This window comes from Ectopseudomonas alcaliphila (assembly GCF_900101755.1).
In the GTDB taxonomy this organism is placed as follows: domain Bacteria; phylum Pseudomonadota; class Gammaproteobacteria; order Pseudomonadales; family Pseudomonadaceae; genus Aquipseudomonas; species Aquipseudomonas alcaliphila.
Genome location: NZ_FNAE01000002.1, coordinates 480,936 through 506,812 on the forward strand (window position 1 = coordinate 480,936; position 25,877 = coordinate 506,812).

The following is a 25,877-nucleotide window of genomic DNA, read 5'->3' on the forward strand; positions in this document are numbered from 1 at the left end:
GCCATGAACGCCAACTGCGCCATTGACTACCGCTACGCCGCCGAACAGGGCGGGGCTGCGCTGTTCGCCCCAGGGGCCGAGCAGAAGTGGCTGTTGCAGTACCTGCCGCTGGTCAAGCGCATCGTCAGTCAGCTGGCGTTGCAGGCCAACCAGGTGCTTGACCGCGAAGACATGGAACAGATCGGCCTGATGGGCTTGCTCGAATGCCTGCGCCGCTACGGCACGCCGGACGAGCAGTTCGGTCGTTTCGCCGCGCTGCGCATACGTGGCGCGATTCTCGATGAGTTGCGCCGCCAGGACTGGCGCCCGCGCCAGGTGCGTCAGCAGACCCACAGGATTCGCGACGCCATTCGCCAGTTGGCGCGGCAACTGGGTCGTGTGCCGCAGGAGGAGGAGATCCTCCAGGCGACCGGGATCAGTAGCAAGGACTACCAGGAGTTTCTCCAGGCCGATGCCTGCGAAGCGATCGAAAGCCTCGATGAGTTGCTGCAGAACGGTCACGAGGGCTTTGCCTGTGGCAGCAGTGCGGTCGAGGACCGCGTGCTCAAGGAGCGCCTGCTGACTCAGGCTCTGAGCCAGCTCAGCGAGCGCGAACGACTGGTGCTGACCCTTTACTACCAACATGAGCTGAGCCTCAAGGAAATCGCCCTGGTGCTGGAGCTGAGCGACGCGCGCGTCTGCCAGCTGAGCAAGCAGGCGATCGCCAAGGCCAGTCGCTACCTGAACGAGAGAGGCTAGGGTGCAGAAGTTATTAGGTGCATTGATCATCGTCGCCTGCGTGCTCGGTGGCTACGTCATGGCCCATGGCGAGCTGGCCATGCTCTGGCAGCCGGCCGAGGTGATCATCATCATCGGCGCGGGGTTTGGCGCCTTGGTGGTGGCCAATCCCAAGGACGTGCTGATCGAGATGCTGCATCAGATCAAAGGCGTGTTCGTCTACAAGAAGCGCGGCGAGGAATTCCAGCGCCAGTTGCTGATGATGCTCTATGAGCTGCTGGAGATGGTCGATGTCGGCGGCCTCAAGGTGCTCGACGCGCATATCGAGGAGCCCGAGCAGAGCGAACTGTTCGCCAAGTACCCGCTGATCCGTCAGGAGAAGAACCTGATGGCCTTCATCGCCGACAACTTCCGGCTGATGGCCATGGGCAAGATCAGCGCCCATGAACTCGAAGGCTTCCTCGAGCAGGAGCTGGAGGCGATGGAGCATGTACTGATGCAGCCGTCGCGCTCGCTGCACAAGATCGGCGAGGCCATGCCGGGCTTCGGCATTCTCGCGGCGATCCTCGGCATCGTTATCACCATGGGCAATATCGGCGGTTCGGTGGCCGAAATCGGCGCCCACGTCGCCGCCGCGCTGGTAGGCACCTTCCTCGGCATCTTCATGTGCTACTGCGTGATGGATCCACTGTCCAGCGCCATGGGCCAGTGCATCAAGACCGAGATGTCGGCACTCGAATGCGTGCGCACCACCCTGGTCGCCCACGTTGCCGGCAAGCCCACGCTGCTGGCGGTGGACGCCGGGCGCAAGCTGATCGAGCAGGACGTCAAGCCGGCGTTCAAGCAGCTGGAGATCTGGGTCAACCGTTACGAAGATGAAAGGGATGCGGCATGAAACCGCGTGCCGGTGAAGGCCATGAAATCATCATCAAACGTCGTAGCAAGAAGGGTGGCCACGACGGGCATGGCGGTGCCTGGAAGGTAGCCTTCGCCGATTTCACCATGGCCATGATGGCGCTGTTCATGGTGCTGTGGATCATCCAGCCGCAGACTCAGGACGCCAGTCGTGCCAATGCCGACATGCTGAACAACCCATTGGTCGATGGCGGTGCCGGCATCTTCGACGGCACCAGCACCACGCCGCTGGACCTCGATGGTGTGCCGGTGCAGGTCAGCCCGCGTCAGGACCGGGAAAACCAGGCGCGCACTCCCCAGGAGGATCCGGGGGCTGAACTCGGCGATGGCCAGCCTGGGCCCGCCCGTCGACCGCACTATGCCGAGTCGCAGCAGATGCAGGATCTGGCCAGGCTGATGGAGGCGCTGGCGCTGCAACTGGATGCCGAGGCCAATATCGAAGTGCAGGTGGTGCCGCAGGGGTTGCGCATCCTGATCAAGGACGATGCCCAGCGCTTCATGTTCAGCCGCGGCAGTGCACGGCTGGACCCGCATTTCGCCAGACTGCTCGAGCGTCTGGCCGCGATTCTGGCCAAGGTCGACAATCACCTGATCATCAGCGGCCACACCGATGCCACGCCCTATCGTGGCGTCGTTGGTGGCTACAACAACTGGAACCTGTCCGGCGATCGCGCACTGCGTGCCCGCAACGTGATGGTCGAGGCCGGCCTGCCGCCCGGCACCGTGTTGCAGGTCACCGCTCAAGCGGATGGCATGCCCCTGTTGCCGAAGGATCCGGAGAACGGTGCCAATCGACGTATCGAGCTGCTGTTGCTGACCAGTCAGGCCGAAGGCCTGTACCGCGAGTTGTTCGGCGAGGCCCAGGTGCGCGTGGAGTACCGCGCTGAGGGTGCGCAGCTCAGCGCGCCGGAGTCCTGAGCCGTGACCCGCCTCGCTCTACAGATTGCGTGCCGGGCAGTAGATCTGCCGAGTCTCCAGCGCATAGAGACAGCCGTCGAAGCTGGTCAGGCGAATGGTCGAACCCTTGTGTCGGCCATAGAGCAGGTTGAACACCAGTTCGTCGTCGATTTCGCTGGCCAGCCCGGTGACCTGGCCGTCTTCGACGCGCAGCCGATAGTTGCCGAGGAAGCCGTACTCCACCACGCCCGAGGTCTCCAGGATGCTGTCGCCCTGCCGGGTCATGGCATAGAAACGACCATGGTTGACCTGCAGGCTGTGGCTGATCTCCAGGACCTGACCGTTGCTCAGATGCACCTGGCCGGTGGACTGGTAACGACCGTCGAGTTCGGCGCTGGAGATGAAGTTCAGCCACAGCACGAGCATGCTCAGCAGCATCGCCAAGGCCGTGGCGAGCATGGTCAGCAACCAGCCGCCGCTGATACCGCACTGTTTGCCCTGGCTCATGGCAGGCACCTGCTCAGTTGGGCATCGGCCACCTGATTCAGCTGGCTTTCGTGCAACATCAGCGAGCGTGCACCACCGTTGGCCTGCAAGCACAGCAGTTCATAGAAACCGCCGCGCAGGCTCAGCACCAGGTTGGCCGGTTTGCTGGCCAGTACCGTAAGCCGGCTGGTCAGGCCGTGCGTCTGCAGAATCAGCTGCTGCAGCCTTTGTGGGTCCTGATCGATGTAGCGCACGTGCAGTGAGCCCAGATTCATTTCGCTGCTGTGCAGATCGTCGGGCTGGCTGATCGTGTACAGCGCCGTGAACAAGGCGATGCCGATGACGCTGAACAGGCTCAGCAGCATCAGCCAGGATGCCCGCTGACGACTGTGGCGGCGCAGAAAGGCTGGCTGCGGCGCCGGCGTATCGAGGGTTTCGCTGACTGCGCCGATGTCGTCGATGTTCGGTGGGTAGACCAGATAGTTGGGGTTCAGCAGATAGCCGCGGCGCGGCAGGGTCTGGATGATCTCGCGGCTCTTTTCGTCGCCCAGTACCTGGCGCAGGGTGTAGATCTGCTGGTTCAGACTGCCCTGGCCGACCACCCGGTCGGCCCAGGCGTGGCTCATAAGCTCCTCGCGCGAAACCACTTCGCCGGGCTCCTGCAGCAAACGCTCGAGCAGACGGCTGCCGGAGTAGCCAAGATCGATCTTCTCTTCGATGCCGCTCTTTACCAGGGTCAGCTGATACAGCGCCGGGTAGAAGTGCGCGTAACAATCACTGCGTCCGGTCCTGATGATCAGGCACGCAATGTTGCTTTCCGGCTCGGCTAGCGGCGTTTCTGGGCTGGTGTTCATGCGGTCCTTGAGGCGAGCGGCAATTCCATGCGGGAAATTTTCCGGCGATAGACGGTCGGCATTCTGGCGCCAGGGGAATGTACTGGCAAGTCTTGTGCCAGCCGCTTGATGCTGGAGGCAGGTGCCGTTCGCTGGGGGCGCTTACTCAATACTAGCCAGTCTGTGGGCGAAGTCGACGATATCGCCGAGATTCGCCGAAGCCGTATCGATCATGTCCAAGCTTGATGACAGTTGATCAATGTGCCTGATAAGACGGCATGGGGCGGGGGCCGCAGACAATAAAAAACGCCCCGCTGGAGCAGCGGGGGCGTTGGGGGGATCGGCGCAATCCTTTGCGCCTGGATGACGCGGGATCAGCCCAGCAGGGACATGACCATGCCCGGCATCTGGCCGGCTTGCTTGAGCATGGAGATGCCCGACTGCATCAGCATGGAGTTCTTGGTCATGTTGGCGCTTTCCTTGGCGAAGTCGGCATCCATGATGCGACCTTTGGCCATGTCGGTGTTGTCCTTCATGTTGCCCAGGTTGTTGGCGGTGTGATTCAGGCGGTTGATGTTGGCACCGAACTGGGCACGCAGTGCGCCGATATCGTCCAGCGCGTTGCTCAGGGTGTCGATCATCGCGTTGGCGGTGGCGTTGGTTGCGGTCGTCGGGTCCTGGGTGCTGGCCAGCTCAGTGCCCGGAGTACCAGGGGTGGTGTAAGTATCGGAAATCCCCGCCAGGGCGGTACCCAGAGCAGTCAGCTTGGCGCTGGCGTCCAGTTCCAGGGTCTCGGCGGAGCTGGAACCGATCTGGAAGTTCACCGCAGCGGACAGCTTGCCACCAGCACCGGTCACGGTAGTGCCGTCGCTGAACAGGTTCTCGCCAGCGTACTTGGTGTTCTTGACGATGTTGGCCATTTCCTTGCCGAGTTCGTCGTACTCGTTCTGTAGGGCGATCAGGTCGGCGCCGCTGTTGGTGGCGTTGGAGGCCTGGGTGGCCAGATCCTTCATGCGCTGGACGATGTCGGTCATCTCGCTGAAGGCGCCTTCGGCGGTCTGCAGCAGGGAGATGGCATCGCCGGTGTTGCGCATGGCCACGTCCATGCCGCGCGACTGGGCGTTGAGGCGGGTGGCGATCTGCAGGCCGGCAGCATCGTCGGCGGCGCTGTTGATGCGCAGGCCGGTGCCCAGGCGCTGCTGGTTGGTGCCCAGGGCGTTGTTGGTCTTGCCCAGATTGGTCTGGGTCACCAGCGAGGAGTAGTTGGTATGAATCGAGAGAGCCATATGTGTATTCCTTCGTGCGTGAACGCCTGGAAGCGGTGCTGTAGGTACAGGGCGACCGTTTTCTCGAATGCCTTAAGGGCGATGGCGTTCAGTCGTGAAATGGGGGTGGCGCAGTCCCTTGCGCCGGCCAAGCGCGTGATCAGCCCAGCAGGGACATGACCATGCCCGGCATCTGGCCGGCTTGCTTGAGCATGGAGATACCGGACTGCATCAGCATGCTGTTCTTGGTCATGTTGGCGCTTTCCTTGGCGAAGTCGGCATCCATGATGCGACCCTTGGCCATGTCGGTGTTGTCCTTCATGTTGGCCAGGTTGTTGGCGGTGTGGTTCAGGCGGTTGATGTTGGCGCCCAGCTGGGAACGCAGGGTGCCCACAGCGTCCAGAGCGGTTTCCAGCTCGTCCATCGCGCCACCAGCGTTGGCTGCAGTGTCGAGGGTCTCGGCCTTGATGGTGGTGATCGCGCCGGTGACGGTGGTCAAGTTGGCCGTGGCGTTGAACGTCAGGGTTTCAGCGCTGCTGGAGCCGATCTGGAAGGTCATCGCGGCAGTCAGCTTGCCACCGGCAGCGAAGAGGGCTTCGCCGGCGTACTTGGTATTACTGATGATGTTGGTCAGCTCGTTGCCCAGTTCGTCGTACTCGGCCTTCAGCGAAGTGCGGTCGTCGTCGCTGTTGGTGTCGTTCGCCGCCTGGGTGGCCAGATCCTTCATGCGCTGCATGATGTCGGTCATCTCGCTGAAGGCGCCTTCGGCGGTCTGCAGCAGGGAGATGGAGTCACCGGTGTTGCGCATGGCCACGTCCATGCCGCGCGACTGGGCGTTGAGGCGGGTGGCGATCTGCAGGCCGGCGGCGTCGTCGGCGGCGCTGTTGATGCGCATGCCGGTGCCCAGGCGCTGCTGGTTGGTGCCCAGGGCGTTATTGGTTTTGCCCAGGTTGGTCTGGGTGACGAGCGAGGAATAGTTGGTGTGAATCGACAAGGCCATGATCGTAATCCTTCGTGCGATGAGCGCGGAATGAAGCTGGCTGTGATTGCCTGCTGTAGGTGAAGGGCGACCGGCTTCTGACGCTGCTTAAATGACGCGGATGATTTTTCCCGAGTTGCATCGCAGGTTTTGCCACTTACCCTGGCAGGCCGTTGAAGGAGCGAGCGATGCGGCGCGCGTGCCAGGCAGGAATGAAAAACGGCGACCCTCGGGTCGCCGTTTTTTTGAAAACCAGGCGTGATCAGCCGATTTCGATCATCTCGAAATCCATCTTGCCGACGCCGCAGTCAGGGCAGAGCCAGTCTTCCGGCACGTCTTCCCAGCGGGTGCCGGGAGCGATGCCGTCATCCGGCCAGCCCTGGCTCTCGTCGTAAATCAGTCCACAGACCACGCATTGCCACTTTTTCATATAAACCTCAGGCCAATCTCACGGTGTTGCGCGACGCAAGCTACCGCAATTGCACTGACGCGCCAAGCCGGCTGGCGGCAAACGCCGCCAGCCAGGGGCCAACCAAAGTCGGGTCGTGTCGCGCACGACCCGTGAGGTGTCAGCGACTGGTCATCAGCGGATCGGTCAGCGCCATGCCGTACATCGCCACCAGCGCGATCACGCCGGCCATGGCGAGATAGTAGAGCGTCGGCAGGATGGTCTTGCGCAGGGTGATGCCTTCACGCCCGAGCAGACCTACGGTCGCCGAGGCCGCCACCACGTTGTGAATGGCGATCATGTTGCCCGCGGCTGCGCCCACCGACTGCAGCGCCACCATCATCGCCCCGGACACGCCGAGCAACTGCGCCGCGTTGAACTGGAACTGCGACAGCATCAGGTTGGATACGGTGTTGGAGCCGGCGATAAAGGCACCCAGGCCACCCACGGCCGGCGCGAAGAAGGGATACACGCCGCCGACACTGTCGGCCACCAGTTGCGCCATGGCCACCGGCATCGACATCAGGTCACTGCCGTTGACGCCCGAGTTGATCAGGATGCGCACCATGGGAATGGTGAAGATCAGCACGAAGCCGGCACCGAGCAGGGTCTTGCTCGACTCGCCCACCGCCGCCTTGAGCTCGGAGAAGCGCATGCGGTGCAGGAAGAAGGTCACCAGTACCACCATGCACAGGATGCCCCCTGGCAAATACAGCGGCTCGATGGTGCCGGATACGCCGGTTTCACCGAGGATGTCCTTCCAGCCGAAGCTCAGGCTCATCAGCGCCGCTTTCACCTCGGGGAAGGTGCGCGAGATCACCAGGAAAACGGCCAGCAGCAGGTAGGGCGCCCAGGCCATCGGCACCGAGATGGGGGTCTTGCCGGCGATGTCGTCGAGCTTCATCTCGATCTTGCCCATCCAGTCGGACGGCCAGTCCTTGGGGTCCGCGAAGTCCCAGGTGTCCTTTGGCAGCAGGAAGCCGGCCTTGGCCGCCGGTACCACGATGGCCAGGCCGACCAGGGCACCGATCATCGAAGGGAATTCCGGACCGAGGAACACGCCGGCGGCCATGTACGGCAAGGAGAAGGCGAAGGCGGTGAAGATGGCGAACGGGGCGATGGCCAGACCTTCCTTCCAGCTCTGATTCTTGCCGAAGAAGCGCGTCATGATCATCACCATGATCAGCGGCATCAGCAGGCCGATCAGGCCGTGGGTGATGGCTACCCGTGAGTAGATCAGGTGGAAGAAGGTTTCCCAGCTGCTGCCGTTGGCCACCAGTTGCTCGGTGATGCCGGTTCTGTCCAGACCCGCACCGACACCGACCAGAATCGGCGTACCCACCGCACCGAAGGACACCGGCGTGGACTGCACCATCATCCCCAGTACCACCGCGGCCAGGGCCGGGAAGCCCAGCGCTACCAGCAGCGGTGCGGCCACGGCAGCCGGAGTGCCGAAGCCGGAGGCGCCCTCGATGAAGCAGCCGAACAGCCAGGCGACGATCAGCGCCTGCACGCGGCGATCCGGACTGATGTTGGAGAAGCCCCGGCGAATCGCCGCGATGCCTCCCGAGTGCTTGAGGGTGTTCAGCAGCAGGATCGCGCCGAAGATGATCCACAGGATCGCGGCCGTGAGAATCAGTCCCTGCAGGCTGGAGGCGATGACCCGGTTGAGGGACATGTCCCAGGCCAGCAGACCGATAAGGGCGGTGAGGACGAACACCAGCGGCATCGCGTACTTGGCCGGCCAGCGAAAGCCGATCAGCAGTACCCCCGCCAGCACCAGCGGCACGAAGGCCAGGATGGACAGCAGCGTTTGACTCATGGGTTGGTTCCTTCTTTTTCTTGTGAACCACAGTTTTCCGGGGCTACCCGGCGCCACGCATCTGGATCGGCCGGGCGCTACGGCACCGACCTTTCCGTGAGCCGCGCTGGCAGGGGTCGCCCACCACCGCGTTCATGCTCGAAAGCCCCGACGGTCAGAAACCGTCAGGGCTTGTTTCGTGGAGGCTTTCGGCTCCGTCCACGATGGTTAGTCTGCTTTTTGTGGGAGGGGCTTTAGCCGCGACAAGGAAACTACAAACAGCTCGCGGCTGAGGCCCCTGCCACAGTCGTTCAAACCTCCTCTTTGAAACGCAAACGCCATGCATGCAGCAGCGGCTCGGTATAGCCGGACGGCTGCTCGCGGCCCTTGAACACCAGGTCGCAGGCGGCACGGAAGGCGTGGGATTTTTCAAAGTCGGGCGCCATCGGGCGGTAGGCCGAGTCGCCGGCATTTTGTCCGTCGACCACCTGCGCCATTCGCTGCAGCGCCTCGCGTACCTGGGCCTGGTCGACCACACCGTGGTGCAGCCAGTTGGCAATGTGCTGGGCGGAAATCCGCAATGTGGCGCGGTCTTCCATCAGGCCGACGTTGTGGATATCCGGCACCTTGGAGCAGCCCACGCCCTGTTCGACCCAACGCACCACGTAACCGAGGATGCCCTGGCAGTTGTTGTCCAGTTCCTGCTGGATGTCGCTGGCGCTCCACGGCCGTTCGGCGCTCACCGGTACGCTGAGCAGGTCGCCCAGCAGGCTGTCGCGCTGGCTGGCCAGGTCGATCAGCTCCAGCTCGCTCTGCACCGCCTGCACGTCGATCTTGTGGTAGTGCAGGGCGTGCAGCACGGCGGCGGTCGGCGACGGCACCCAGGCGGTGTTGGCGCCGGCTTTCGGGTGGCCGATCTTCTGTTCGAGCATGGCCGCCATCAGGTCCGGCATGGCCCACATGCCTTTGCCGATCTGCGCCTTGCCCCGTAGCCCGCAGGCCAGGCCGACCAGCACGTTGTTGCGTTCGTAGGCCTGGATCCAGGCGCTGGATTTCATATCGCCCTTGCGCAGCATGGCGCCGGCTTCCATGGCCGTGTGCATCTCGTCGCCGGTGCGGTCGAGGAAACCGGTGTTGATGAAGGCGACGCGCTCGCTGGCAGCCTCGATGCAGGCCTTGAGGTTGACGCTGGTGCGCCGCTCCTCGTCCATGATGCCCATCTTCAGGGTATTGGTCGGCATGCCCAGCAGTTGCTCGACGCGGCCGAACAGCTCGTCGGCGAAGGCTACTTCGAACGGGCCGTGCATCTTCGGCTTGACGATATAGACGCTGCCGGTGCGCGAGTTGCCGCGACGCTTGAGGTCGTGCAGGGCGATCAGGCTGGTGATCACTGCATCGAGAATGCCCTCGGGAATCTCGAAGCCTTCGCCGTCGATGATCGCCGGGTTGCTCATCAGGTGGCCGACATTGCGCACGAACAGCAGCGAGCGGCCATGCAGGGTCAGTTCGCTGCCATCGGCGCCGATGTACACGCGATCCGGGTTGAGGCGGCGGGTGATGCGCTTGCCGCCCTTGTCCAGCTCCTCGGCCAGGTCGCCCTTCATCAGGCCAAGCCAGTTGCGGTAGATCACCACCTTGTCGGCGGCGTCGACGGCAGCCACCGAGTCCTCGCAGTCCATGATGGTCGACAGCGCCGCTTCCATCAGCACGTCCTTCACGCCGGCGGCGTCGGTGCGGCCGATGGGGCTGCTGGCGTCGATCTGAATCTCGAAGTGCAGGCCGTTGTTCTTCAGCAGCACCGCGCTGGGCGTGGCCGCGTCGCCCTGGTGGCCAACGAATTTCTCCGGCTGTGCCAGGGACGTTTGCGCGCCGCCGCTCAGGGTTACCTGCAACTGGCCGGCGACCACCGCGTAGGCGCTGGCGTCTGCATGCGAGCCTTTGGCCAGTGGCGCGGCCTGGTCGAGGAAGGTGCGGGCGAAGGCGATCACCTTGGCGCCGCGTACTTCGTTGTAGCCGGGGCCTTTGCTGGCGCCATCTTCTTCACTGATCGCGTCGGTGCCATACAGCGCATCGTACAGCGAGCCCCAGCGGGCGTTGGCGGCGTTCAGCGCGTAGCGTGCATTCATCACCGGCACCACCAGCTGCGGGCCGGCCTGGCTGGCGATCTCGCTGTCGACGTTGGCGGTGGTTGCCTTGACCTTCTCCGGCTGCGGCAGCAAATAGCCAATGGCGCCGAGGAAGGCGCGGTAGGCGCTCATGTCGCGGATCGGGCCGGGGTTGGCGCGATGCCAGGCATCCAGCTCGGTCTGCAGGCGGTCGCGCTCGGCCAGCAGGGCACGGTTACGTGGTGCCAGGTCATGCACCAGCGCGTCGAAACCGCTCCAGAAGGACGCAGCCTCGATACCGCTGCCGGGCAGCACTTCGTTTTCGATGAATTGCTTGAGCTCGGCGGCTACTTGCAGGCGCTGACATTGCACGCGTTCGGTCATTTTTCTGTTCTCCTGTCTGCATCCGGGTTGTCTGGGATGCCTGTGAAATTCGTCTGGCCTCGATCAGCCCCCTCGCCCCTTTGGGGAGAGGGGGGAAACGGTGCGCGCTGCTTACAGCGCCGCGATACCCGCCTTGGCCACTTGCGCATCCTGTTCGGCCTTGACCCCGGAGACGCCGACGGCACCCACCACCTGGCCATCCACTAGCACCGGCACGCCACCTTCCAGCGAGGTGATCAGTGGCGCGCTGAGGAAGGCGCTACGGCCACCGTTGACCATCTCCTCGTAGCCCTTGGTTTCGCGGCGGCCGATGGCGGCGCTGCGCGCTTTCTCGGTGGCGATGTAGGCGCCTATCGGCGCGCAGCCATCGAGGCGCTCCAGGGCCAGCGGGTGGCCGCCGTCGTCGACCACGGCGATGGCCACGGCCCAGCCCTGTTGCTGCGCTTCGCTGCGCGCTGCCTGGAGGATCTGGCTGACTTCGTTCTGGCTGAGTACGGCTTTGTGGTGCATGGCATACCTCGTATTCGTGGTTTCGTAGCCCGGATGCAATCCGGGATTTACGACGTTCGTTGTCCCGGATTTCATCCGGGCTACGGCGATCAGTGCATGGCCTCTTCGACTATTTCGATCCAGTGCCTGACCGGCGTGCGCCCGGCGCCATCGAGATGGCTCTGGCAGCCGATGTTGGCGGTGACGATGGCGTCGGGCTTGCCGCTTTCCAGTGCGTTCAACTTGTTGTCGCGCAACTGTCGCGACAGTTCTGGCTGAGTCAGTGAATAGGTGCCGGCCGAGCCGCAGCACAGATGACCGTCCGGCACGGCAGTGAGGCCGAAACCAAGGCGGCTCAGCACGCCTTCGACGGTGCCGCCGAGCTTCTGCGCGTGCTGCAGGGTGCAGGGGCAATGGAAGGCCAGGCGCTGCTCGGCGCGTACCTGGAGCTTTTCCAGCGCCTCGTTCTGCAGCACCTCGACCAGGTCCCTGGCCAGGGCGCTGACCCGCGTCGCCTTGCTCGCATAGGCCGGGTCGCCGGCCAGCAGGTGGCCGTAGTCCTTGACGAAGGCGCCGCAGCCGCTGGCTGTCTGCACGATGGCTTCGGCACCGGCTTCGATGGCCGGCCACCAGGCGTCGATGTTGTGCCGGGCACGTTGCAGCCCCGCTTCCTGGGCGTTGAGGTGATAGTCGACGGCGCCGCAGCAGCCGGCCTCGCGGATCGGCGTGACGCTGATGCCCAGGCGATCCAGCACGCGCGCCGTGGCAGCGTTGGTGTTGGGCGACAGCCCCGGTTGCACGCAGCCTTCGAGCATCAGCACGCGGCGCGCGTGCTGCTGCGTCGGGCGTGGCTTGGCCGGGCGTACCTGGCGCGGCAGCTTGGCCTTGAGCGTGGTCGGCAGCAGCGGACGCAGCGCCAGGCCAGTCCGGGTCAGCGCCTTGAACAGCGCCGGATGCGGCACCACGGCGCGCAGGCCCTGGCGCAGCAGGCGCTCGTTCAGCGGCCGCGGCACCGCCTGCTCGACCACTTCGCGGCCGATATCCAGCAGGTTGTGGTACTGCACGCCGGAGGGGCAGGTGGTTTCGCAGTTGCGGCAGGTCAGGCAGCGATCCAGATGCTGCTGGGTCTTGGCGGTCACCTCGTTGCCTTCGAGCATCTGCTTGATCAGGTAGATGCGCCCGCGCGGGCCGTCCAGCTCGTCGCCGAGCAGCTGATAGGTCGGGCAGGTGGCGTTGCAGAAGCCGCAATGCACGCAGGAGCGCAGGATGCGTTCGGCTTCCTCGGCGCGCGGCAGGCGTTTGGCCTGTTCACTCAAATTGGTCTGCACGTCTTATACCTCGGCGTACATGCGGCCAGGGTTGAAAATTCCCTGGGGGTCGAGCTGGTTCTTCAGCTGGCGCTGGTAGCGCAGCAGCGGCGCCGCCAGCGGCTGGAATGGGGTGGCGTGGCCGGCAGCGAAGCAGGTGGCATGGCCGCCGAGCTTGGCCGTCACGCGCTGGATCAGCTCGCCATCGGCGTCTGTCTTGAGCCAGCGCTGCGCGCCGCCCCAGTCGATCAACTGGCGACCGGGCAGGTCGAGCAGACCACTGTTGGCTGGCAGCGACAGGCGCCATAGCGTGCCGCTGGCGCTGAAGAACGGCAGGCGCTGTTCGCGCAGCTCATGCCAGTAGCCGTTGTCGATCTCTTCGCCACCGAGGCGTTGGCGCGCGGCCAGAACCGAGCCTTCGCCACCTTCCAGACGCAGATGCAGCGCCGCACCGTCATGGCTGGCGGCGCTGATCGGCAGCGGTTGCTGGCCCCACTCGGCGAGCTTGTTCAATGCCTGCAGGGCGTCCACTTCCAGGCGCAGGCTGAGTACCTGGCGCGGCTTGGGCAGCACCTTGATCGACACCTCGGCGAGCAGGCCCAGGCAGCCGAAGCTGCCGGCCATCAGGCGCGACAGGTCGTAGCCGGCGACGTTCTTCATCACCTCGCCACCGAAGCGCAGCAGCTTGCCCTGGCCGGTGATCACGCGGGTACCGAGCACCTGGTCGCGCACCGAACCGGCCCAGGGCCGACGCGGGCCGGACAGCCCGGTGGCGACCATGCCGCCCAATGTGGCGCCATCGCCCAGATGCGGCGGCTCGCACGGCAGCATCTGGTTGTTGGCGTCCAGCGCCGCCTCGATCTCGGCCAGCGGCGTGCCGGCGCGGGCGGTGAGTACCAGTTCGGTGGGGTCATAGCTGACGATACCGCGGTGCATACGGGTATCCAGCACTTCGCCGGTTGTGGCACGACCCAGATGGGCCTTGCTGCCGCTGCCCTGGATGCGCAGCGGGGTGGCGCTGTTCAGCGCGTGGTTGACCTGTTCCAGCAACGCGGCGCTGGCATCGAAATCATGCTGCATCAAAAGCGCTCCAGTTCCGGGAAGGGCAGTTGGCCGTGGTGCACGTGCATGGCGCCGAACTCGGCGCAGCGGTGCAAGGTGGGAATGTTCTTGCCCGGATTGAGCAGGCCGCTGGGGTCGAACGCCGCCTTCACCGCATGGAACAGGGTGATCTCGTCGCTGTTGAACTGCGCGCACATCTGGTTGATCTTCTCGCGGCCCACGCCGTGCTCGCCGGTGATGCTGCCGCCGACCTTGACGCAGAGTTCGAGAATCTTGCCGCCGATGGCTTCGGCGCGCTCCAGCTCGCCCGGCACGTTGGCATCGAAGAGGATCAAGGGGTGCATATTGCCGTCGCCGGCATGGAACACGTTGGCCACGCGCAGGCCGTATTCGGCTGACAGCTCGGCGATGCCGCGCAACACGCCCGGCAGCTCGCGGCGCGGAATGGTGCCGTCCATGCAGTAATAGTCCGGCGAGATGCGCCCGACTGCGGGGAAGGCGTTCTTGCGCCCGGCCCAGAACTTCACCCGCTCGGCCTCGTCGCGGGCCAGGCGTACTTCGGTGGCGCCGGCTTTCTCCAGCACCTCACGTACCCGTTCGCAGTCGTCGGCGACGTCGGCTTCGACGCCGTCCAGCTCGCAGAGCAGGATGGCTTCGGCCTCCACTGGGTAGCCGGCGTGGATAAAGTCTTCCGCCGCCCTGATCGCCAGGTTGTCCATCATCTCCAGGCCGCCGGGGATGATGCCGGCGGCGATGATGTCACCGACCGCGCGGCCGGCCTTTTCCACCGAGTCGAACGCCGCCAGCAGCACCTTGGCCACCTGCGGCTTGGGTAGCAGCTTGACCGTCACCTCGGTGACGATGCCGAGCATGCCTTCGGAGCCGGTGAACAACGCCAGCAGGTCGAAGCCGGGGGCGTCCAGGGCGTCGCTGCCGAGGGTCATGAACTCGCCTTCGACGGTGAGGATGTCGACCTTGAGCAGGTTGTGCACGGTCAGGCCGTACTTCAGGCAGTGTACGCCGCCAGCGTTTTCGGCGACGTTGCCGCCGATGGAGCAGGCGATCTGCGAGGACGGGTCGGGGGCGTAATACAGGTCGAAGGGCGCGGCGGCCTGGGAGATCGCCAGGTTGCGTACGCCGGGCTGTACCCGGGCAAAACGCCCTTCACGGTTGATCTCGAGAATCTGGTTGAAGCGCGCCATCACCAGCAGGATGCCCTTTTCCAACGGAAGCGCGCCGCCGGACAGGCCGGTGCCGGCGCCGCGTGCCACCACCGGCACGCGGCGGGCGTGGCAGAGCTGGAGCAACTGCTGCACCTGTTCGATGCGCTCGGGCAGCACCACCAGCATGGGGGTGGTGCGGTAGGCGGACAGACCATCGCACTCGTAGGGTTTGAGGTCTTCCTGGGTGTGCAGGATGTCGAGGTCGGGCAGGCACTGGCGCAACTCCGCCAGCAGGGCGGCCTTGTCGACCGTGGGTAGCGCGCCGTCGACGCGCTCGTCGTACAGAATGCTCATGGCAGGCTCAATTGGGAACGTTGTTTTTATTGGCGGTCATGCCGAGACCTTGGAGCGCATGTTTAGGCGCGCATTGCCCCGGCGTCCACTTTCTCCAGTGCTGGTAGGACCAGTTTCTTTCGCCAGGCTTTCACGTCCGGTTGGCCGAACGTCTTATCCCTGTTGGCTTGTGCCCTATGCATGGAGGGGCTAAGGTCAAGGTCGAAAAATTGGTACGACCAGTGCTGCGGAGGTGGCGAATGGATGGGCAACAGCTGGGTGCGCGGCGTCAGGTGAGCGATGTGGTAGCCGAGCGCATCGAGCGGCTGATCGTCGACGGCGTGCTCAAAGTCGGCCAACCGCTGCCGTCGGAGCGGCGCCTGTGCGAGAAGCTGGGCATCTCCCGTTCGGCCTTGCGTGAAGGGCTCAAGGTGCTGCGCGGGCGCGGCATCATCGACACCGCCCAGGGCCGCGATTCACGGGTGGCCAAGCTCAGCGGCGAGCGCGACGCCAGCCCGCTGATGCACCTGTTCAACTCGCAACCGCGCACCCTGTATGACCTGCTGGAGGTGCGCGGCCTGCTCGAAGGCGAGTCGGCACGCCTGGCGGCGCTGCGTGGCACCGAGGCGGATTTCGTCCTGCTGACCCGGCGTTACGAGGAAATGCTGGCGGCCCATGCACAGGAAAATCCGGTCGACCCGCGCGAGCATGCACGCCTCGACCATGCCTTCCACCTGGCCATCTGCGAGGCCTCGCACAACCCGGTGCTGGTGCACACCTTGCAGTCGCTGACCGACCTGATGCTCAGCACCGTGTTCGCCTCGGTGAACAACCTCTACCACCGCCCGGCGCAGAAGCGGCAGATCGACCGCCAGCACTCACGGCTGTATCACGCGGTGATCGAACGTCTGCCGGAGCAGGCCCAGCGCGCCGCACGCGACCATATCCACAGCATCCGCGACAACCTGCAGGAGATCGAGCAGGAGGAGCAGCGTCTGGTGCGCGCGACCATGCGCCTGGAAGGCTGGGCGTAGGGCGGGTGAAACCCGCCTGATGACGGTGGCGGGTTTCACCCGCCCTACGCGTCAGCGAAAGGTGCTGGTCACCACCCCTTCTTCCACTACCTGCGCCTCGATCACCTTCTGGCTGCCAAGGTTGCGCACGCGAATCACCTCACCCTCGCGGCCGTTGGCCAACGCCTCGCCGGTGGCCGAGGCGGAGATGCCATCCTGGCTGGCGATGATGGTCACCTGCTGGCCGCGGCGGATCAGCAGGGGCGCGGCCAGCAGGTTCGGCGCGATCAACTGGCCGGCACGCACGCGGCGCTTGGCGCCCTGGCCGACCACTTCGTCGAGGCTGTTATAGAAGCCGCGTGATGCCCTGCCGACGTTCACTTCCTGCAGTTGCAACTGTTCGGCAGCGATGGTCTGGCCGCGCTCGATCACGCGTGCGGCATGCACGGCCGGCAGGAACACGCTGGCCTGCACCAGGGCCGTGACGCTCCAGCCGGGGGCGTCTGCGCAGCTCAGGTCCAGGCGTTGACGTGACAGGGGTGAGGGATCGTCGCTGCTGACCGTCACGCTCAGCGCCTGGGCACAGGCCGGCAGGCGTTCGGCGCTATTGAGCAGGGTGATATTGAGGCTGTGGCGCTGCCCTTGCCACGCCTGGCGCTTGGCTTCCTCGGCCAGCATCTGCTGCATGTGTACCGCCACGGCCTGATCGATCTGGCTGGCGGCATCGGTCTCGGCGCGCGCAGCGCTCAGCGGCAGCAGGGCAAGGAGGAAAAGCATCGACGCACAGGCGGAAAAAACCTTTCCGCTTTTCCTCCAGGCCGCGCTTCGATGCGGAAGGAAGGCGACGCGGAAGTCGTCTTTCGATCTTGTGAATGCCTTGAAAATCAATGTGATACGGCTCTCTTCTGGGTTGGGCACGCTTTGTGCTGAAGGCACCAGGGCACAACCTTGGGTTAAGGGTACCGGTAAATGAGTATACGGATTGATGACGTGGTGGGCGTGCATTCGCGAGCGCTCGAACTGCGCATGCAGCGCAGCGAAATCCTCGCGGCCAACCTGGCCAACGAAGACACGCCTGGCTTTCTCGCTCGCGACATCGATTTCGCTGGCGAGATGCAGCGAGTCGATCCGCAGCAGGCGTTCGCCGCCAGCAGCGCCGATCTCAAGTACCGCGTACCGACCCAGCCGTCGCAGGACGGCAACAGCGTCGAGCTGAGTGTGGAACAGGCCGCGTTCTCCAAGAACAGCATGGACTTCCAGACCAGCCTGACCTTTCTCAGCATGAAATTCAGGGGCCTGAAACAGGCCATCGAGGGGCGCTGATCATGGCTTTCGACTCCATCTACCGCATCGCCGGCTCGTCGATGAATGCACAGACCGTGCGCCTGAACACCGTGGCCAGCAACCTGGCCAACGCCGATTCGGCTGCGGCCAACGCCGAGGACGTGTACCAGGCGCGCAAGCCGGTGTTTGCCGCCGTCTACAACAACGACCAGCTGACCCGCAGCGTGGGCATGGGCGGCGCCCATGTGCAGGTGCTCGACGTGGTCACTGCGGGGCGTGAACCGGTGCGCCGCTACGAGCCGGACAATCCCCTGGCCGATGACCAGGGCTACGTGTTCTACGCCGATATCGATCAGATCGAAGAAATGACCGACATGATGTCGGCCACCCGCAGCTTCGAGACCAGCGTCGAAGTGCTCAATCGCCTGAAAAGCATGCAGCAGGGTCTGCTCAAGCTCGGAGAATCCTGATGGCCACGGTCAGCAATAACAGCCAGAACAATCCCGCTTACAGCATCGACGAAGCGGTGAAGCAGTCGGTCAACGTCAGCGACGCGACCCAGCTGGAAAACAACTTCCTCACCCTGATGGTCGCGCAGATCCAGAACCAGGACCCGACCAAACCGGTGGACAGTACCGAGTTCCTCAACCAGTTCGCCGCCATGAGCCAGGTCAAGAGCCTGGAAAACATGGCCTCGCTGAGCAAGAGCAATCTGGTGCTGCTGGACAACCTGCAGACCCTCACCGCCGCTGGCCTGGTCGGCCAGGAAGTGAAGGTGGCGACCGAGCAGCTGGAGCTGGGCACGGACAAGGTCAAGGGTGAGATCAACCTGGAGCATGCCGCCGGCAAGCTGGCCCTGGTGGTGACCGACAGCAATGGCGTGAAAAAGGAAATCGACCTCGGTTCCCAGGCGCCGGGTCGCGTGCCCTTCGAGCTCGATCCCAAGGCCCTTGGCCTGGCGCCGGGCAGCTACAAGGTCGAGGTCAAGAGCGACAGCGGCGAGTACCCCAAGGTCGAGGTGGCCGGCCGCGTCACCCAGGTGCGCGTCAGTGCCCAGGGCCCGGTGCTGGAAGTCGTCGGCGTCGGCTCCGTGCCCTTCTACAACATCACCGAATTCGGCCAGACGCAGACCGCCGGTCTGCTCTGAACCCTCCAACTCGTTCAATTCAAAGGTCCAGTCGCCATGAGTTTCAACATCGCCATGACCGGCCTCAGCGCCGTCAACGAACAGCTCAACACCATCAGCCACAACATCGCCAACGCCGGCACCACCGGCTTCAAGTCCTCGCGCACCGAGTTCGGCAGCATCTACGCCGACAGTCAGGCGATGGGCGTGGAAGTGCTGGCCACCACCCAGAGCATCAGCCAGGGCGGCTCCCTGGTGACCACCGGGCGCAGCCTGGACCTGGCCATCTCCGGCGGCGGCTTCTTCGTCACCCGTGATACCAATGGCGACCTGAGCTACACCCGCGCCGGCGTGTTCGGCGCCGACAAGAACAACAACATCGTCAACGCCGCCGGGCAGACCCTGCAGGGTTATCCAGTGGATGCCGCCGGCAATCTGTTGGTCGGTGCCATGGGCGACCTGCAACTGCAGAACGCCAACCTGCCGGCCCGCGCCACCGATACTCTGGCCTTCGTCATGAACCTGGACTCCAACCAGACCGTGCCGGCCACCGCGCCGTTCGACCCGGCGGATGTGAACACCTACAACTCCACCTACACCACCAAGGTGTTCGACTCCCAGGGCAAGGAACACACCCTGACCCAGTACTTCGTCAAGACCGGCGACAACACCTGGGATGCCCACTACTACCAGGGCAACACCGCAGTCGGCGGCCCGCAGGCGCTGACCTTCGGCACCAATGGCACGCTCACCGCGCCGGTCGGCCCGGTCAACGTCGGCTTCGCTCTGCCGGGCGTCGACCCGATGAATATCGCCATCGACTACAGCAACTCCAGCCAGTACGGCTCCGACTTCGTCGTCACCAACAACCGCGCCAGCGGCTATGCGGCGGGCGAGCAGACCGGCCTGTCGGTGGAGAAGGACGGCATGGTTTACGCCAACTACAGCAACGGCCAGCGCATGCTGCAGGGCCAGGTGGCGCTGGCCACCTTCGCCAATGCCGGCGGCCTGAAGAACATCAGCGGTACCGCCTGGGTGGAAACCGCCGACTCCGGCGCCGCGCTGATCGGCGTGCCCGGCGTCGGCCCGTTCGGCGCGCTGGTGGCCGGTTCGCTGGAGAACTCCAACGTCGACCTGACCCAGCAACTGGTCGGCCTGATGGAGGGCCAGCGCAACTACCAGGCCAACACCAAGGTGTTGACCACCAACAAGGAACTCACCCAAGTGCTGTTCGGCGCGATCTGAGGCTGACCCATGGACCGTCTCGGTTACACCGCAATGACCGCCGCCAGCCGCACCATGAGCTCGCTCACGGTGCGTGCCAACAACCTGGCCAACGTCAACACCCCCGGCTTTCGCGCCGACCTGGAGCAAGCCCAGGCTGTGACCGTGGAAGGTTATGGCTACGACAGCCGGCACCTGGCGCGGGTGAAGAACAACGGCGTCAACCTGGCACCCGGCGCGCTGATGGCCACCGGCCGTGATCTCGACGTGGCGATCCAGGGCCGCGGCCTGTTCACCGTCGAAGGTGATGGCGGCGCTGAGCGCTACACGCGCAACGGCGCGCTGCAGGTCGATGCCGAGCTGCGCCTGACCCTGAACGGCCGTGCCGTGATGGGCGAGGGCGGCCCCATCGTGCTGCCCGAGTACGACAGCCTGCACATTGGTCGTGACGGCACCGTATCGGTGATCCCGCGTGGCGATTTCGTCACCGCCGAGGTCGATCGCATCCGTGTGGTGGATGTCGACGCCGCCGACCTGACCAAGGATGCCAGCGGCCTGCTGGCGCGAACCGATGGCCAGCCGGCCGAAGATATGGAAGCGCCGGTACTGGTTTCCGGCTATCTGGAAGCCAGCAACGTCGGCGCCATCGATCAGCTGGTGGCGACCATGAGCCTGAACCGCCTGTTCGAGACCCAGGTAAAGATGATGAAGGCCGCCGAGGACCTGTCCGAAGCCGGCAACCGGATGATTCGCGGTTCGTAGCACCGTAGGACCGTAGGGTGGGCTTCAGCCCACCGGCGTGCTCTGCAATGGTGGGCTAAAGCCCACCCTACGCACTGAAACCCACCCTACAGCGAATCGCCGCCTGGCCCACCCTACGGCTGACAGAACACGACGAGTAGCCCGGATGCAATCCGGGAGCATTTTCCCCGGATTGCATCCGGGCTACAGGTACAGAGGAGACACGACATGAGTTCCGCACTTTGGGTCAGCAAGACCGGCCTGGCCGCCCAGGACAAGGCCATGAGCGCCGTGGCCAACAACCTGGCCAACGTCAACACCAACGGCTTCAAGAGCGACCGCGTGGTGTTCGAGGACCTGTTCTACGCCATCGAGTTGCAGCCGGGCGCGCAGGCCGATGAGGTCAACACCGTACCCTCGGGCATCCAGCTCGGCAGCGGTGTGCGCGTGGCCGGTACGCAGAAGGTGTTCACCGAAGGCAGCATCCAGACCACCGGCCAGCCGATGGATCTGGCCATCATCGGCGCCGGCTTCTTCCAGGTGGAAGCGCCCAATGGCGACATCTACTACACCGAGAACGGCCAGCTGCAGCTCAATGCCGAAGGCATGATCGTCAACTCCCAGGGCCTGCCGTTGACGCCGGCCATCGAAGTGCCGGCCGGCAGCAGCCGCTTCACCGTCGGCAGCGACGGCATCGTCACCGCCGTGCTGGCCGGCGATACCCTGCCTTCGGAGCTGGGCCAGATCACCCTGGTCAACTTCACCAATCCGAGTGGCCTCGAAGCGCTCGGCGGCAACCTCTACCGTGAAACCGTGGCCAGCGGCGAGCCGGTCGAAGGCGTGCCGGGTGAAGAAGGCCTGGGCAACCTCAAGCAGGGTGTGCTGGAAGGCTCCAACGTGCAGGTGGTCGAGGCCATGGTGGCGATGATCTCCATCCAGCGCGCCTACGAGGCCAACGCCAAGGTGCTCGACGCTGCGTCGGGCATGCAGCAGTTCCTCAACCAGACCGTGTGACCGCCATGAAGCGCCTGATCCCGCTCGCTCTGCTCCTGACCCTGGGTGGTTGTGCCAGCTTCAACGAGATGCTGCCCGACGAAGACTCGAGCCATTACGAACCCTTGCAGCTGGACTACAGCGTACCGCCGAGCACCGGTGGCGGGCTGTTTCGCAGTGGCTACAGCGGCTCGTTGATCGGCGACAAGCGTGCGGTACGGGTCGGCGACATCCTCACCGTGGTGCTCGACGAATCCACCCAGTCGAGCAAGAGCGCCGGCACCAGCTTCGGCAAGAAGTCCGGGGTGTCCGTCGGCATTCCCACCGTACTGGGCAATACCTACGACCGTCTGGAAAGCTCCGCCGAGGCCGAGCGTGATTTCAACGGCTCGGCGCGCAGCTCGCAGCAGAACACCCTGCGCGGCTCCATCGCGGTGACCGTGCACCAGGTGCTGCCCAACGGCACGTTGCTGATCAAGGGCGAGAAGGCGCTGCGTCTGAACCAGGGCGACGAGTACATCCGCCTGGTCGGCCTGGTGCGCATGGACGACATCAACCGCGCCAACCAGGTGTCTTCGCAGAACGTGGCCAACGCGCGTATCTCCTATGCCGGGCGCGGCGTGCTCAATGACAGCAACTCGGCGGGCTGGCTGACGCGCTTCTTCACCAGTCCGCTGTTCCCGCTCTGAGGCCCAGACCATGATCAAACGTATTCTCGTCGCCTGTGTCCTCGGCTGGCCGCTGTCGACCAAGGCCGTGCCGCTGATGGACCTGGTGGACATCGAAGGCATTCGCGGCAACCAGCTGATCGGTTATGGCCTGGTGGTCGGTCTCGACGGTACCGGTGACAAGAACCAGGTGCGCTTCACCAGCCAGTCGGTGGCCAACATGATCAAGCAGTTCGGCATCAACCTGCCGCCGAACGTCGACCCCAAGCTGAAGAACGTCGCGGCGGTGACCGTTACCGCAGAAATTCCGCCGTCCTACAGCCCGGGGCAAACCGTGGATATCACCGTCGCCTCGCTGGGCGACGCCAAGAGCCTGCGCGGCGGCCAGTTGCTGATGACCCCGCTGCAGGGCGTCGACGGTGAAACCTATGCCCTGGCTCAGGGCGCCGTCGTCGTCGGTGGCCTCAATGCCACCGGGCAGAGCGGCTCCAGCGTGGCGATCAACTCCGCCAACAGCGGCCGCGTGCCTAACGGCGCCACCGTCGAACGCATGATCCCCAGCGACTTCAGCACGCGCGAAGAGGTCATGCTCAACCTGCGCCAGCCCAGCTTCCAGACTGCCGCGCGGGTAGTCGAAGCGGTCAACGGCCGCTTCGGCAGCGGCACTGCCAGCGCTCTGAACTCGACCAAGATTTCCATCCGCGCGCCGCTCACCAGCACCCAGCGCATCGGCTTCATGGCCATGCTCGAAGGGCTGGAGGTGGAAGAGGGCCGCGAGCGGCCACGCGTGGTGTTCAACAGCCGTACCGGCACCGTGGTGGTCGGTCAGGGCGTGCGCGTCAAGGCTGCCGCCGTGGCTCACGGCACGCTGACCGTGACCATCAGCGAGAACCCCCAGGTCAGCCAGCCCAATGCTTTCTCCGGCGGTCAGACTGCCGTGGTGCCGCGCTCCGACGTCGCCGTCAGCCAGGACAAGAACGCCATGTTCAAGTGGCCCGACGGTGCCAGCCTGGACAGCATCATCAACACCGTGAACAGCCTCGGCGCCACCCCGGACGATGTCATGAGCATCCTCCAGGCGCTGGAACAGGCCGGTGCCCTCAACGCTGAACTGATCGTGATCTGAGCCATGAGCATCGTTTCCCTCGCCCAACACATGAACAGCCATCGCGGCAGCGCCGACGGCATCGGTACTGCCCGCGAGCAGCAGTTGCAGGCCGCCGCCGAGCAGTTCGAGGCGCTGTTTTTGCAGCAGATCCTCAAGCAGATGCGCAAGGCCAGCGATGTGCTTGCCGAAGGCAACCCGATGCGCAGCCGCGAGATGGACACCATGCGCGACTTCTACGATGAGGTGCTGGCCGAGACCCTGGCCGGGCGCAAGCAGACCGGCATCGCCGACATGCTGGTCAAGCAGCTGTCCGGCTCGGCGTCCCAGGCGCCGGACCTGGAGATGGCCGCCGCCGCTGCCCGTTCGGCGGAGCTGCCGCAGCGCTCCTCCAGCAGCCTGCTGGAGCCGCTGCGCGCGACCTGGCAGCGCGGCGTCGATGGTCTGGGCAAGGTCTGGGACAAGGGCTCGGCGGGCTTTATTGCGCTGGTCGATCGCGTCATCCAGCAGGAGTCGGCCGGTCGTGTCGACGCCGTATCGCCCAAGGGCGCGCGCGGCCTGATGCAGCTGATGCCGGACACCGCACGCGAGATGGCCGCCGAACTCGGCCTGCCGTTCGATGAGGCGCGCCTGACCAAGGACGCCGCGTACAACAAACGCCTGGGCAGTGCCTATCTGAACAAGATGCTGCAGCGTTACGACGGTCATCAGGCGCTGGCGCTGGCGGCCTATAATGCCGGCCCCGGCCGCGTCGACGAGTGGCTGAAGGTCAATGGCGACCCGCGCAGTGGCGAGATCGCCACCGGTGCCTGGATCGAGCGCATTCCCTTCCAGGAAACCCGCGATTACACGCGCAAGATTCTTGGCGACCTGGCCAGCCGCGAAACACCGGCCAAGGACGAAGTACAGCAGCAGACCTCGCTCAGCGCGCAGACCCGCCAGCAACTGGCCAGTGCTCTGAGTGCCGACAGTGGCCTGCTGCTCGGTGCCGTCGCCGGCAAGCAGGCGCTGGTACGTGACGAATTTAAGTCCACCGCCGATTCCGTCGCCCTGTCTTCAGTAACAGCCCAATTCGCTGCCGACGACGCCCGAGCGCCGCGTCTGGCGGCCTTCGCTCAGCCGATGCGCTTCGAGCGTCAGGAGTCCTAAGTCGTGACCATCCTCAACCAGATCGCCTACAGCGGCGTGCGTGCCAGCCAGGTGGCCCTGGCCACCACCGGGCAGAACATCGCCAACGTCAATACGCCCGGTTTCAGCCGCCTGCAGACCATCACCGGCTCGCTGGCGGGGCAGGGTGGCTTGAGCGTCGGCGGCGGTGTCGAGGTGATCAGCATTCGCCGCATGACCAACGAATTCCACAACCAGCAGCTGTGGCGCGCGACCACCGAGCAGAACTTCTACGGTGCCTCGCAGCAGTACCTGACCGCGCTGGAAGCGCTGATGGCCGGCACCGGTTCGAGCATCAGTGCCGGCCTCGACCAGTTCTTCGCCGCGCTCAGTGAAGCCAGCGCCACGCCTGGCTCCATCGCCCTGCGTCAGCAGATCATCAGCGAGGCTGGCAACCTGGCGCAGCGCTTCAACGGCCTGAGCAGCAACATCGACGCACAGGTCAAGGCGCTGCAGGAGCAGCGCACCGCCATGGCCACCGAAATCAACGGCCTGACCGAGAACATCGCGCTGCTCAACAAGAAGATCGTCGAGACCGAGTCGGTCAAGGGTGACAGCACCGCGCTGCGCGATCACCGCGAAAGCCTGATCGGCCAGCTCAGCCAGTTCGCCAAGCTGCGCGTCAACGAAACCCCGGACGGCTCGGTCAGCGTTGCCCTGGCCAACGGCCAGCCGCTGGTGGCCGGCCCCACCGCCGGCCAGCTCAAGGTGGCGATGACGGCCACGGGTGAACAGGAAGTCAGCCTGGCCTTCGCCGGCACCAGCTTCCCGTTGCGTCAGGATGGCTTCGGCGGCGCGTTCGGCGGCCTTTACGATGTCGAGTACAACAGCCTGCGGCCAAACCTGGACGCCCTGCACGACATGGCCAGTCAGTTGGCGCAGATGGTCAACGATGTACTCGCCACGGGTTTTGACCTCAATGGCAACCCTGGCCAGCCGCTGTTCGTCTACGACCCCACCAGCACCACTGCATTGCTGCGGATCGAGCCGCTGACCGCCGAACAGCTGGCGTTCTCCTCGACGGCGGGGGAGAGCGGCAACAACGGGGTGCTGCTGGACCTGCTCGGCCTGAAGAACCAGACCATTACCCTGGGTGGCAGCCAGGTCACCCTCAACGACGCCTACGCCGGCCTGCTTGGCCAGGTCGCCAGCGACAGCCGGCAGAACCAGGCCGACTTCAAGTCCGCCACCGCCGTGACCCAGCAGGCTCAATCCCAGCGCGACAGCGTCAGCGCGGTTAGCCTGGATGAAGAAGCGGTGAACCTGATGACCTACCAGCAGGCCTACCAGGCCAACATGAAGGTGATCAGTACCGCCAACCAGTTGTTCGACGACATGCTTGCCGCGTTCTGACGCACTTTCCAGAGAGATT

The 25,877-nt window shown here is 64.7% G+C and carries 26 protein-coding genes; 14 read left to right on the top strand and 12 right to left on the bottom strand.

What is annotated here, in order from left to right:
• Positions 1–3: 3 nt before the first annotated feature.
• Genes BLR77_RS10955 through BLR77_RS10965 form a run of 3 tightly spaced genes read left to right on the top strand, consistent with a single transcriptional unit; the run spans position 4 to position 2,550 of the window.
• Positions 4–738 (top strand): FliA/WhiG family RNA polymerase sigma factor, encoded by a 735-nt coding sequence (locus BLR77_RS10955; protein ID WP_074677658.1) that lies wholly within the window; start codon positions 4–6, stop codon positions 736–738.
• A 1-nt stretch (position 739) separates the two neighbouring features.
• Positions 740–1,612: a flagellar motor stator protein MotA gene (gene motA, locus BLR77_RS10960; protein ID WP_074677660.1), complete on the top strand. Its 873-nt coding sequence runs from the start codon at positions 740–742 to the stop codon at positions 1,610–1,612.
• On the top strand, positions 1,609–2,550 hold the full coding sequence (locus BLR77_RS10965) for a flagellar motor protein MotB (RefSeq protein WP_074677662.1): 942 nt from the start codon (positions 1,609–1,611) through the stop codon (positions 2,548–2,550). Before motA ends, BLR77_RS10965 begins: the two co-directional genes overlap by 4 nt.
• An 18-nt stretch (positions 2,551–2,568) precedes the next feature.
• Here BLR77_RS10965 and BLR77_RS10970 read toward each other — a convergent pair whose 3' ends face one another.
• From BLR77_RS10970 to glcD, 11 genes are all read right to left on the bottom strand, one after another.
• A complete protein-coding gene (locus BLR77_RS10970; RefSeq protein ID WP_074677664.1) occupies positions 2,569–3,036 on the bottom strand; it encodes a hypothetical protein in 468 nt (155 codons plus the stop codon).
• Positions 3,033–3,869, bottom strand: coding sequence for a winged helix-turn-helix domain-containing protein (locus BLR77_RS10975; RefSeq protein WP_074677666.1), 837 nt, complete (start codon positions 3,867–3,869; stop codon positions 3,033–3,035). The genes BLR77_RS10970 and BLR77_RS10975 overlap by 4 nt, the downstream gene beginning before the upstream one ends.
• A gap of 353 nt (positions 3,870–4,222) precedes the next feature.
• A complete protein-coding gene (gene lafA, locus BLR77_RS10980; RefSeq protein WP_074677668.1) occupies positions 4,223–5,134 on the bottom strand; it encodes a lateral flagellin LafA in 912 nt (303 codons plus the stop codon).
• A gap of 139 nt (positions 5,135–5,273) precedes the next feature.
• The gene (gene lafA / locus BLR77_RS10985) at positions 5,274–6,113 is read right to left on the bottom strand and encodes a lateral flagellin LafA (RefSeq protein WP_074677670.1); all 840 of its coding nucleotides are present in this window, start codon (positions 6,111–6,113) and stop codon (positions 5,274–5,276) included.
• A 241-nt stretch (positions 6,114–6,354) separates the two neighbouring features.
• Positions 6,355–6,522, bottom strand: a complete 168-nt coding sequence (locus BLR77_RS10990) for a rubredoxin (RefSeq protein WP_003242223.1) — start codon at positions 6,520–6,522, stop codon at positions 6,355–6,357.
• A gap of 139 nt (positions 6,523–6,661) precedes the next feature.
• Complete coding sequence (locus BLR77_RS10995; protein WP_074677672.1) at positions 6,662–8,362, bottom strand: L-lactate permease; 1,701 nt, start codon at positions 8,360–8,362, stop codon at positions 6,662–6,664.
• A gap of 290 nt (positions 8,363–8,652) precedes the next feature.
• On the bottom strand, positions 8,653–10,830 hold the full coding sequence (locus BLR77_RS11000; protein WP_074677674.1) for a malate synthase G: 2,178 nt from the start codon (positions 10,828–10,830) through the stop codon (positions 8,653–8,655).
• Positions 10,831–10,941: 111 nt separating this feature from the next.
• The gene (locus tag BLR77_RS11005; protein ID WP_074677676.1) at positions 10,942–11,340 is read right to left on the bottom strand and encodes a heme-binding protein; all 399 of its coding nucleotides are present in this window, start codon (positions 11,338–11,340) and stop codon (positions 10,942–10,944) included.
• 89 nt (positions 11,341–11,429) lie between these two features.
• The gene (glcF, locus tag BLR77_RS11010; protein WP_074677678.1) at positions 11,430–12,647 is read right to left on the bottom strand and encodes a glycolate oxidase subunit GlcF; all 1,218 of its coding nucleotides are present in this window, start codon (positions 12,645–12,647) and stop codon (positions 11,430–11,432) included.
• A gap of 3 nt (positions 12,648–12,650) precedes the next feature.
• Positions 12,651–13,706, bottom strand: coding sequence for a glycolate oxidase subunit GlcE (gene glcE / locus BLR77_RS11015; protein WP_074677680.1), 1,056 nt, complete (start codon positions 13,704–13,706; stop codon positions 12,651–12,653).
• On the bottom strand, positions 13,706–15,205 hold the full coding sequence (glcD, locus tag BLR77_RS11020) for a glycolate oxidase subunit GlcD (RefSeq protein WP_074677681.1): 1,500 nt from the start codon (positions 15,203–15,205) through the stop codon (positions 13,706–13,708). The genes glcE and glcD overlap by 1 nt, the downstream gene beginning before the upstream one ends.
• A 239-nt stretch (positions 15,206–15,444) precedes the next feature.
• On the opposite strand from glcD, the gene glcC reads away from it, so the two are divergent.
• Positions 15,445–16,218, top strand: a complete 774-nt coding sequence (gene glcC, locus BLR77_RS11025; protein ID WP_074677683.1) for a transcriptional regulator GlcC — start codon at positions 15,445–15,447, stop codon at positions 16,216–16,218.
• A gap of 51 nt (positions 16,219–16,269) precedes the next feature.
• Here the strand turns inward: glcC and flgA are convergent, their stop codons facing one another.
• Positions 16,270–16,974 carry a flagellar basal body P-ring formation chaperone FlgA gene (flgA, locus tag BLR77_RS11030; RefSeq protein WP_074677685.1) on the bottom strand — a complete coding sequence of 235 codons (705 nt, stop codon included), beginning with the start codon at positions 16,972–16,974 and terminating at the stop codon, positions 16,270–16,272.
• Positions 16,975–17,166: 192 nt separating this feature from the next.
• Between flgA and BLR77_RS11035 the strand changes: the two genes are divergently transcribed.
• The 10 genes from BLR77_RS11035 (at position 17,167) to flgK (ending at position 25,858) form a co-directional block, all read left to right on the top strand.
• Positions 17,167–17,520, top strand: a complete 354-nt coding sequence (locus BLR77_RS11035) for a flagellar basal body protein (protein WP_072423633.1) — start codon at positions 17,167–17,169, stop codon at positions 17,518–17,520.
• Between the two features lie 2 nt (positions 17,521–17,522).
• Complete coding sequence (gene flgC / locus BLR77_RS11040; RefSeq protein WP_017676466.1) at positions 17,523–17,951, top strand: flagellar basal body rod protein FlgC; 429 nt, start codon at positions 17,523–17,525, stop codon at positions 17,949–17,951.
• The gene (gene flgD, locus BLR77_RS11045; protein WP_074677687.1) at positions 17,951–18,628 is read left to right on the top strand and encodes a flagellar hook assembly protein FlgD; all 678 of its coding nucleotides are present in this window, start codon (positions 17,951–17,953) and stop codon (positions 18,626–18,628) included. The genes flgC and flgD overlap by 1 nt, the downstream gene beginning before the upstream one ends.
• Positions 18,629–18,664: 36 nt before the next feature.
• Positions 18,665–19,852 (top strand): flagellar hook protein FlgE, encoded by a 1,188-nt coding sequence (gene flgE / locus BLR77_RS11050; protein WP_074677689.1) that lies wholly within the window; start codon positions 18,665–18,667, stop codon positions 19,850–19,852.
• A gap of 9 nt (positions 19,853–19,861) precedes the next feature.
• Positions 19,862–20,593, top strand: a complete 732-nt coding sequence (locus tag BLR77_RS11055; protein WP_074677691.1) for a flagellar basal body rod protein FlgF — start codon at positions 19,862–19,864, stop codon at positions 20,591–20,593.
• Positions 20,594–20,800: 207 nt separating this feature from the next.
• A complete protein-coding gene (gene flgG, locus BLR77_RS11060; RefSeq protein WP_074677693.1) occupies positions 20,801–21,586 on the top strand; it encodes a flagellar basal-body rod protein FlgG in 786 nt (261 codons plus the stop codon).
• Positions 21,587–21,591: 5 nt separating this feature from the next.
• Positions 21,592–22,254 (top strand): flagellar basal body L-ring protein FlgH, encoded by a 663-nt coding sequence (flgH, locus tag BLR77_RS11065; protein WP_074677695.1) that lies wholly within the window; start codon positions 21,592–21,594, stop codon positions 22,252–22,254.
• Positions 22,255–22,264: 10 nt separating this feature from the next.
• Positions 22,265–23,359: a flagellar basal body P-ring protein FlgI gene (locus BLR77_RS11070; RefSeq protein WP_074677697.1), complete on the top strand. Its 1,095-nt coding sequence runs from the start codon at positions 22,265–22,267 to the stop codon at positions 23,357–23,359.
• A 3-nt stretch (positions 23,360–23,362) separates the two neighbouring features.
• The gene (locus BLR77_RS11075) at positions 23,363–24,487 is read left to right on the top strand and encodes a lytic transglycosylase domain-containing protein (RefSeq protein WP_074677699.1); all 1,125 of its coding nucleotides are present in this window, start codon (positions 23,363–23,365) and stop codon (positions 24,485–24,487) included.
• Positions 24,488–24,490: 3 nt separating this feature from the next.
• Positions 24,491–25,858 carry a flagellar hook-associated protein FlgK gene (flgK, locus tag BLR77_RS11080; protein WP_074677701.1) on the top strand — a complete coding sequence of 456 codons (1,368 nt, stop codon included), beginning with the start codon at positions 24,491–24,493 and terminating at the stop codon, positions 25,856–25,858.
• Positions 25,859–25,877 lie beyond the last annotated feature (19 nt).

Bases quoted from the DNA above. Each gene is read 5' to 3' on its own strand.
- BLR77_RS10955 (WP_074677658.1), top strand. From the start codon at position 4: ATGAACGCCAACTGCGCCATTGACTACCGCTACGCCGCCGAACAGGGC.
- BLR77_RS10965 (WP_074677662.1), top strand. From the start codon at position 1,609: ATGAAACCGCGTGCCGGTGAAGGCCATGAAATCATCATCAAACGTCGT.
- BLR77_RS10970 (WP_074677664.1), bottom strand. From the start codon at position 3,036: ATGAGCCAGGGCAAACAGTGCGGTATCAGCGGCGGCTGGTTGCTGACC.
- BLR77_RS10975 (WP_074677666.1), bottom strand. From the start codon at position 3,869: ATGAACACCAGCCCAGAAACGCCGCTAGCCGAGCCGGAAAGCAACATT.
- lafA (WP_074677668.1), bottom strand. From the start codon at position 5,134: ATGGCTCTCTCGATTCATACCAACTACTCCTCGCTGGTGACCCAGACC.
- lafA (WP_074677670.1), bottom strand. From the start codon at position 6,113: ATGGCCTTGTCGATTCACACCAACTATTCCTCGCTCGTCACCCAGACC.
- BLR77_RS10990 (WP_003242223.1), bottom strand. From the start codon at position 6,522: ATGAAAAAGTGGCAATGCGTGGTCTGTGGACTGATTTACGACGAGAGC.
- BLR77_RS10995 (WP_074677672.1), bottom strand. From the start codon at position 8,362: ATGAGTCAAACGCTGCTGTCCATCCTGGCCTTCGTGCCGCTGGTGCTG.
- BLR77_RS11000 (WP_074677674.1), bottom strand. From the start codon at position 10,830: ATGACCGAACGCGTGCAATGTCAGCGCCTGCAAGTAGCCGCCGAGCTC.
- BLR77_RS11005 (WP_074677676.1), bottom strand. From the start codon at position 11,340: ATGCACCACAAAGCCGTACTCAGCCAGAACGAAGTCAGCCAGATCCTC.
- glcE (WP_074677680.1), bottom strand. From the start codon at position 13,706: ATGCAGCATGATTTCGATGCCAGCGCCGCGTTGCTGGAACAGGTCAAC.
- glcD (WP_074677681.1), bottom strand. From the start codon at position 15,205: ATGAGCATTCTGTACGACGAGCGCGTCGACGGCGCGCTACCCACGGTC.
- glcC (WP_074677683.1), top strand. From the start codon at position 15,445: ATGGATGGGCAACAGCTGGGTGCGCGGCGTCAGGTGAGCGATGTGGTA.
- flgA (WP_074677685.1), bottom strand. From the start codon at position 16,974: ATGCTTTTCCTCCTTGCCCTGCTGCCGCTGAGCGCTGCGCGCGCCGAG.
- BLR77_RS11035 (WP_072423633.1), top strand. From the start codon at position 17,167: ATGAGTATACGGATTGATGACGTGGTGGGCGTGCATTCGCGAGCGCTC.
- flgC (WP_017676466.1), top strand. From the start codon at position 17,523: ATGGCTTTCGACTCCATCTACCGCATCGCCGGCTCGTCGATGAATGCA.
- flgD (WP_074677687.1), top strand. From the start codon at position 17,951: ATGGCCACGGTCAGCAATAACAGCCAGAACAATCCCGCTTACAGCATC.
- flgE (WP_074677689.1), top strand. From the start codon at position 18,665: ATGAGTTTCAACATCGCCATGACCGGCCTCAGCGCCGTCAACGAACAG.
- BLR77_RS11055 (WP_074677691.1), top strand. From the start codon at position 19,862: ATGGACCGTCTCGGTTACACCGCAATGACCGCCGCCAGCCGCACCATG.
- flgG (WP_074677693.1), top strand. From the start codon at position 20,801: ATGAGTTCCGCACTTTGGGTCAGCAAGACCGGCCTGGCCGCCCAGGAC.
- flgH (WP_074677695.1), top strand. From the start codon at position 21,592: ATGAAGCGCCTGATCCCGCTCGCTCTGCTCCTGACCCTGGGTGGTTGT.
- BLR77_RS11070 (WP_074677697.1), top strand. From the start codon at position 22,265: ATGATCAAACGTATTCTCGTCGCCTGTGTCCTCGGCTGGCCGCTGTCG.
- BLR77_RS11075 (WP_074677699.1), top strand. From the start codon at position 23,363: ATGAGCATCGTTTCCCTCGCCCAACACATGAACAGCCATCGCGGCAGC.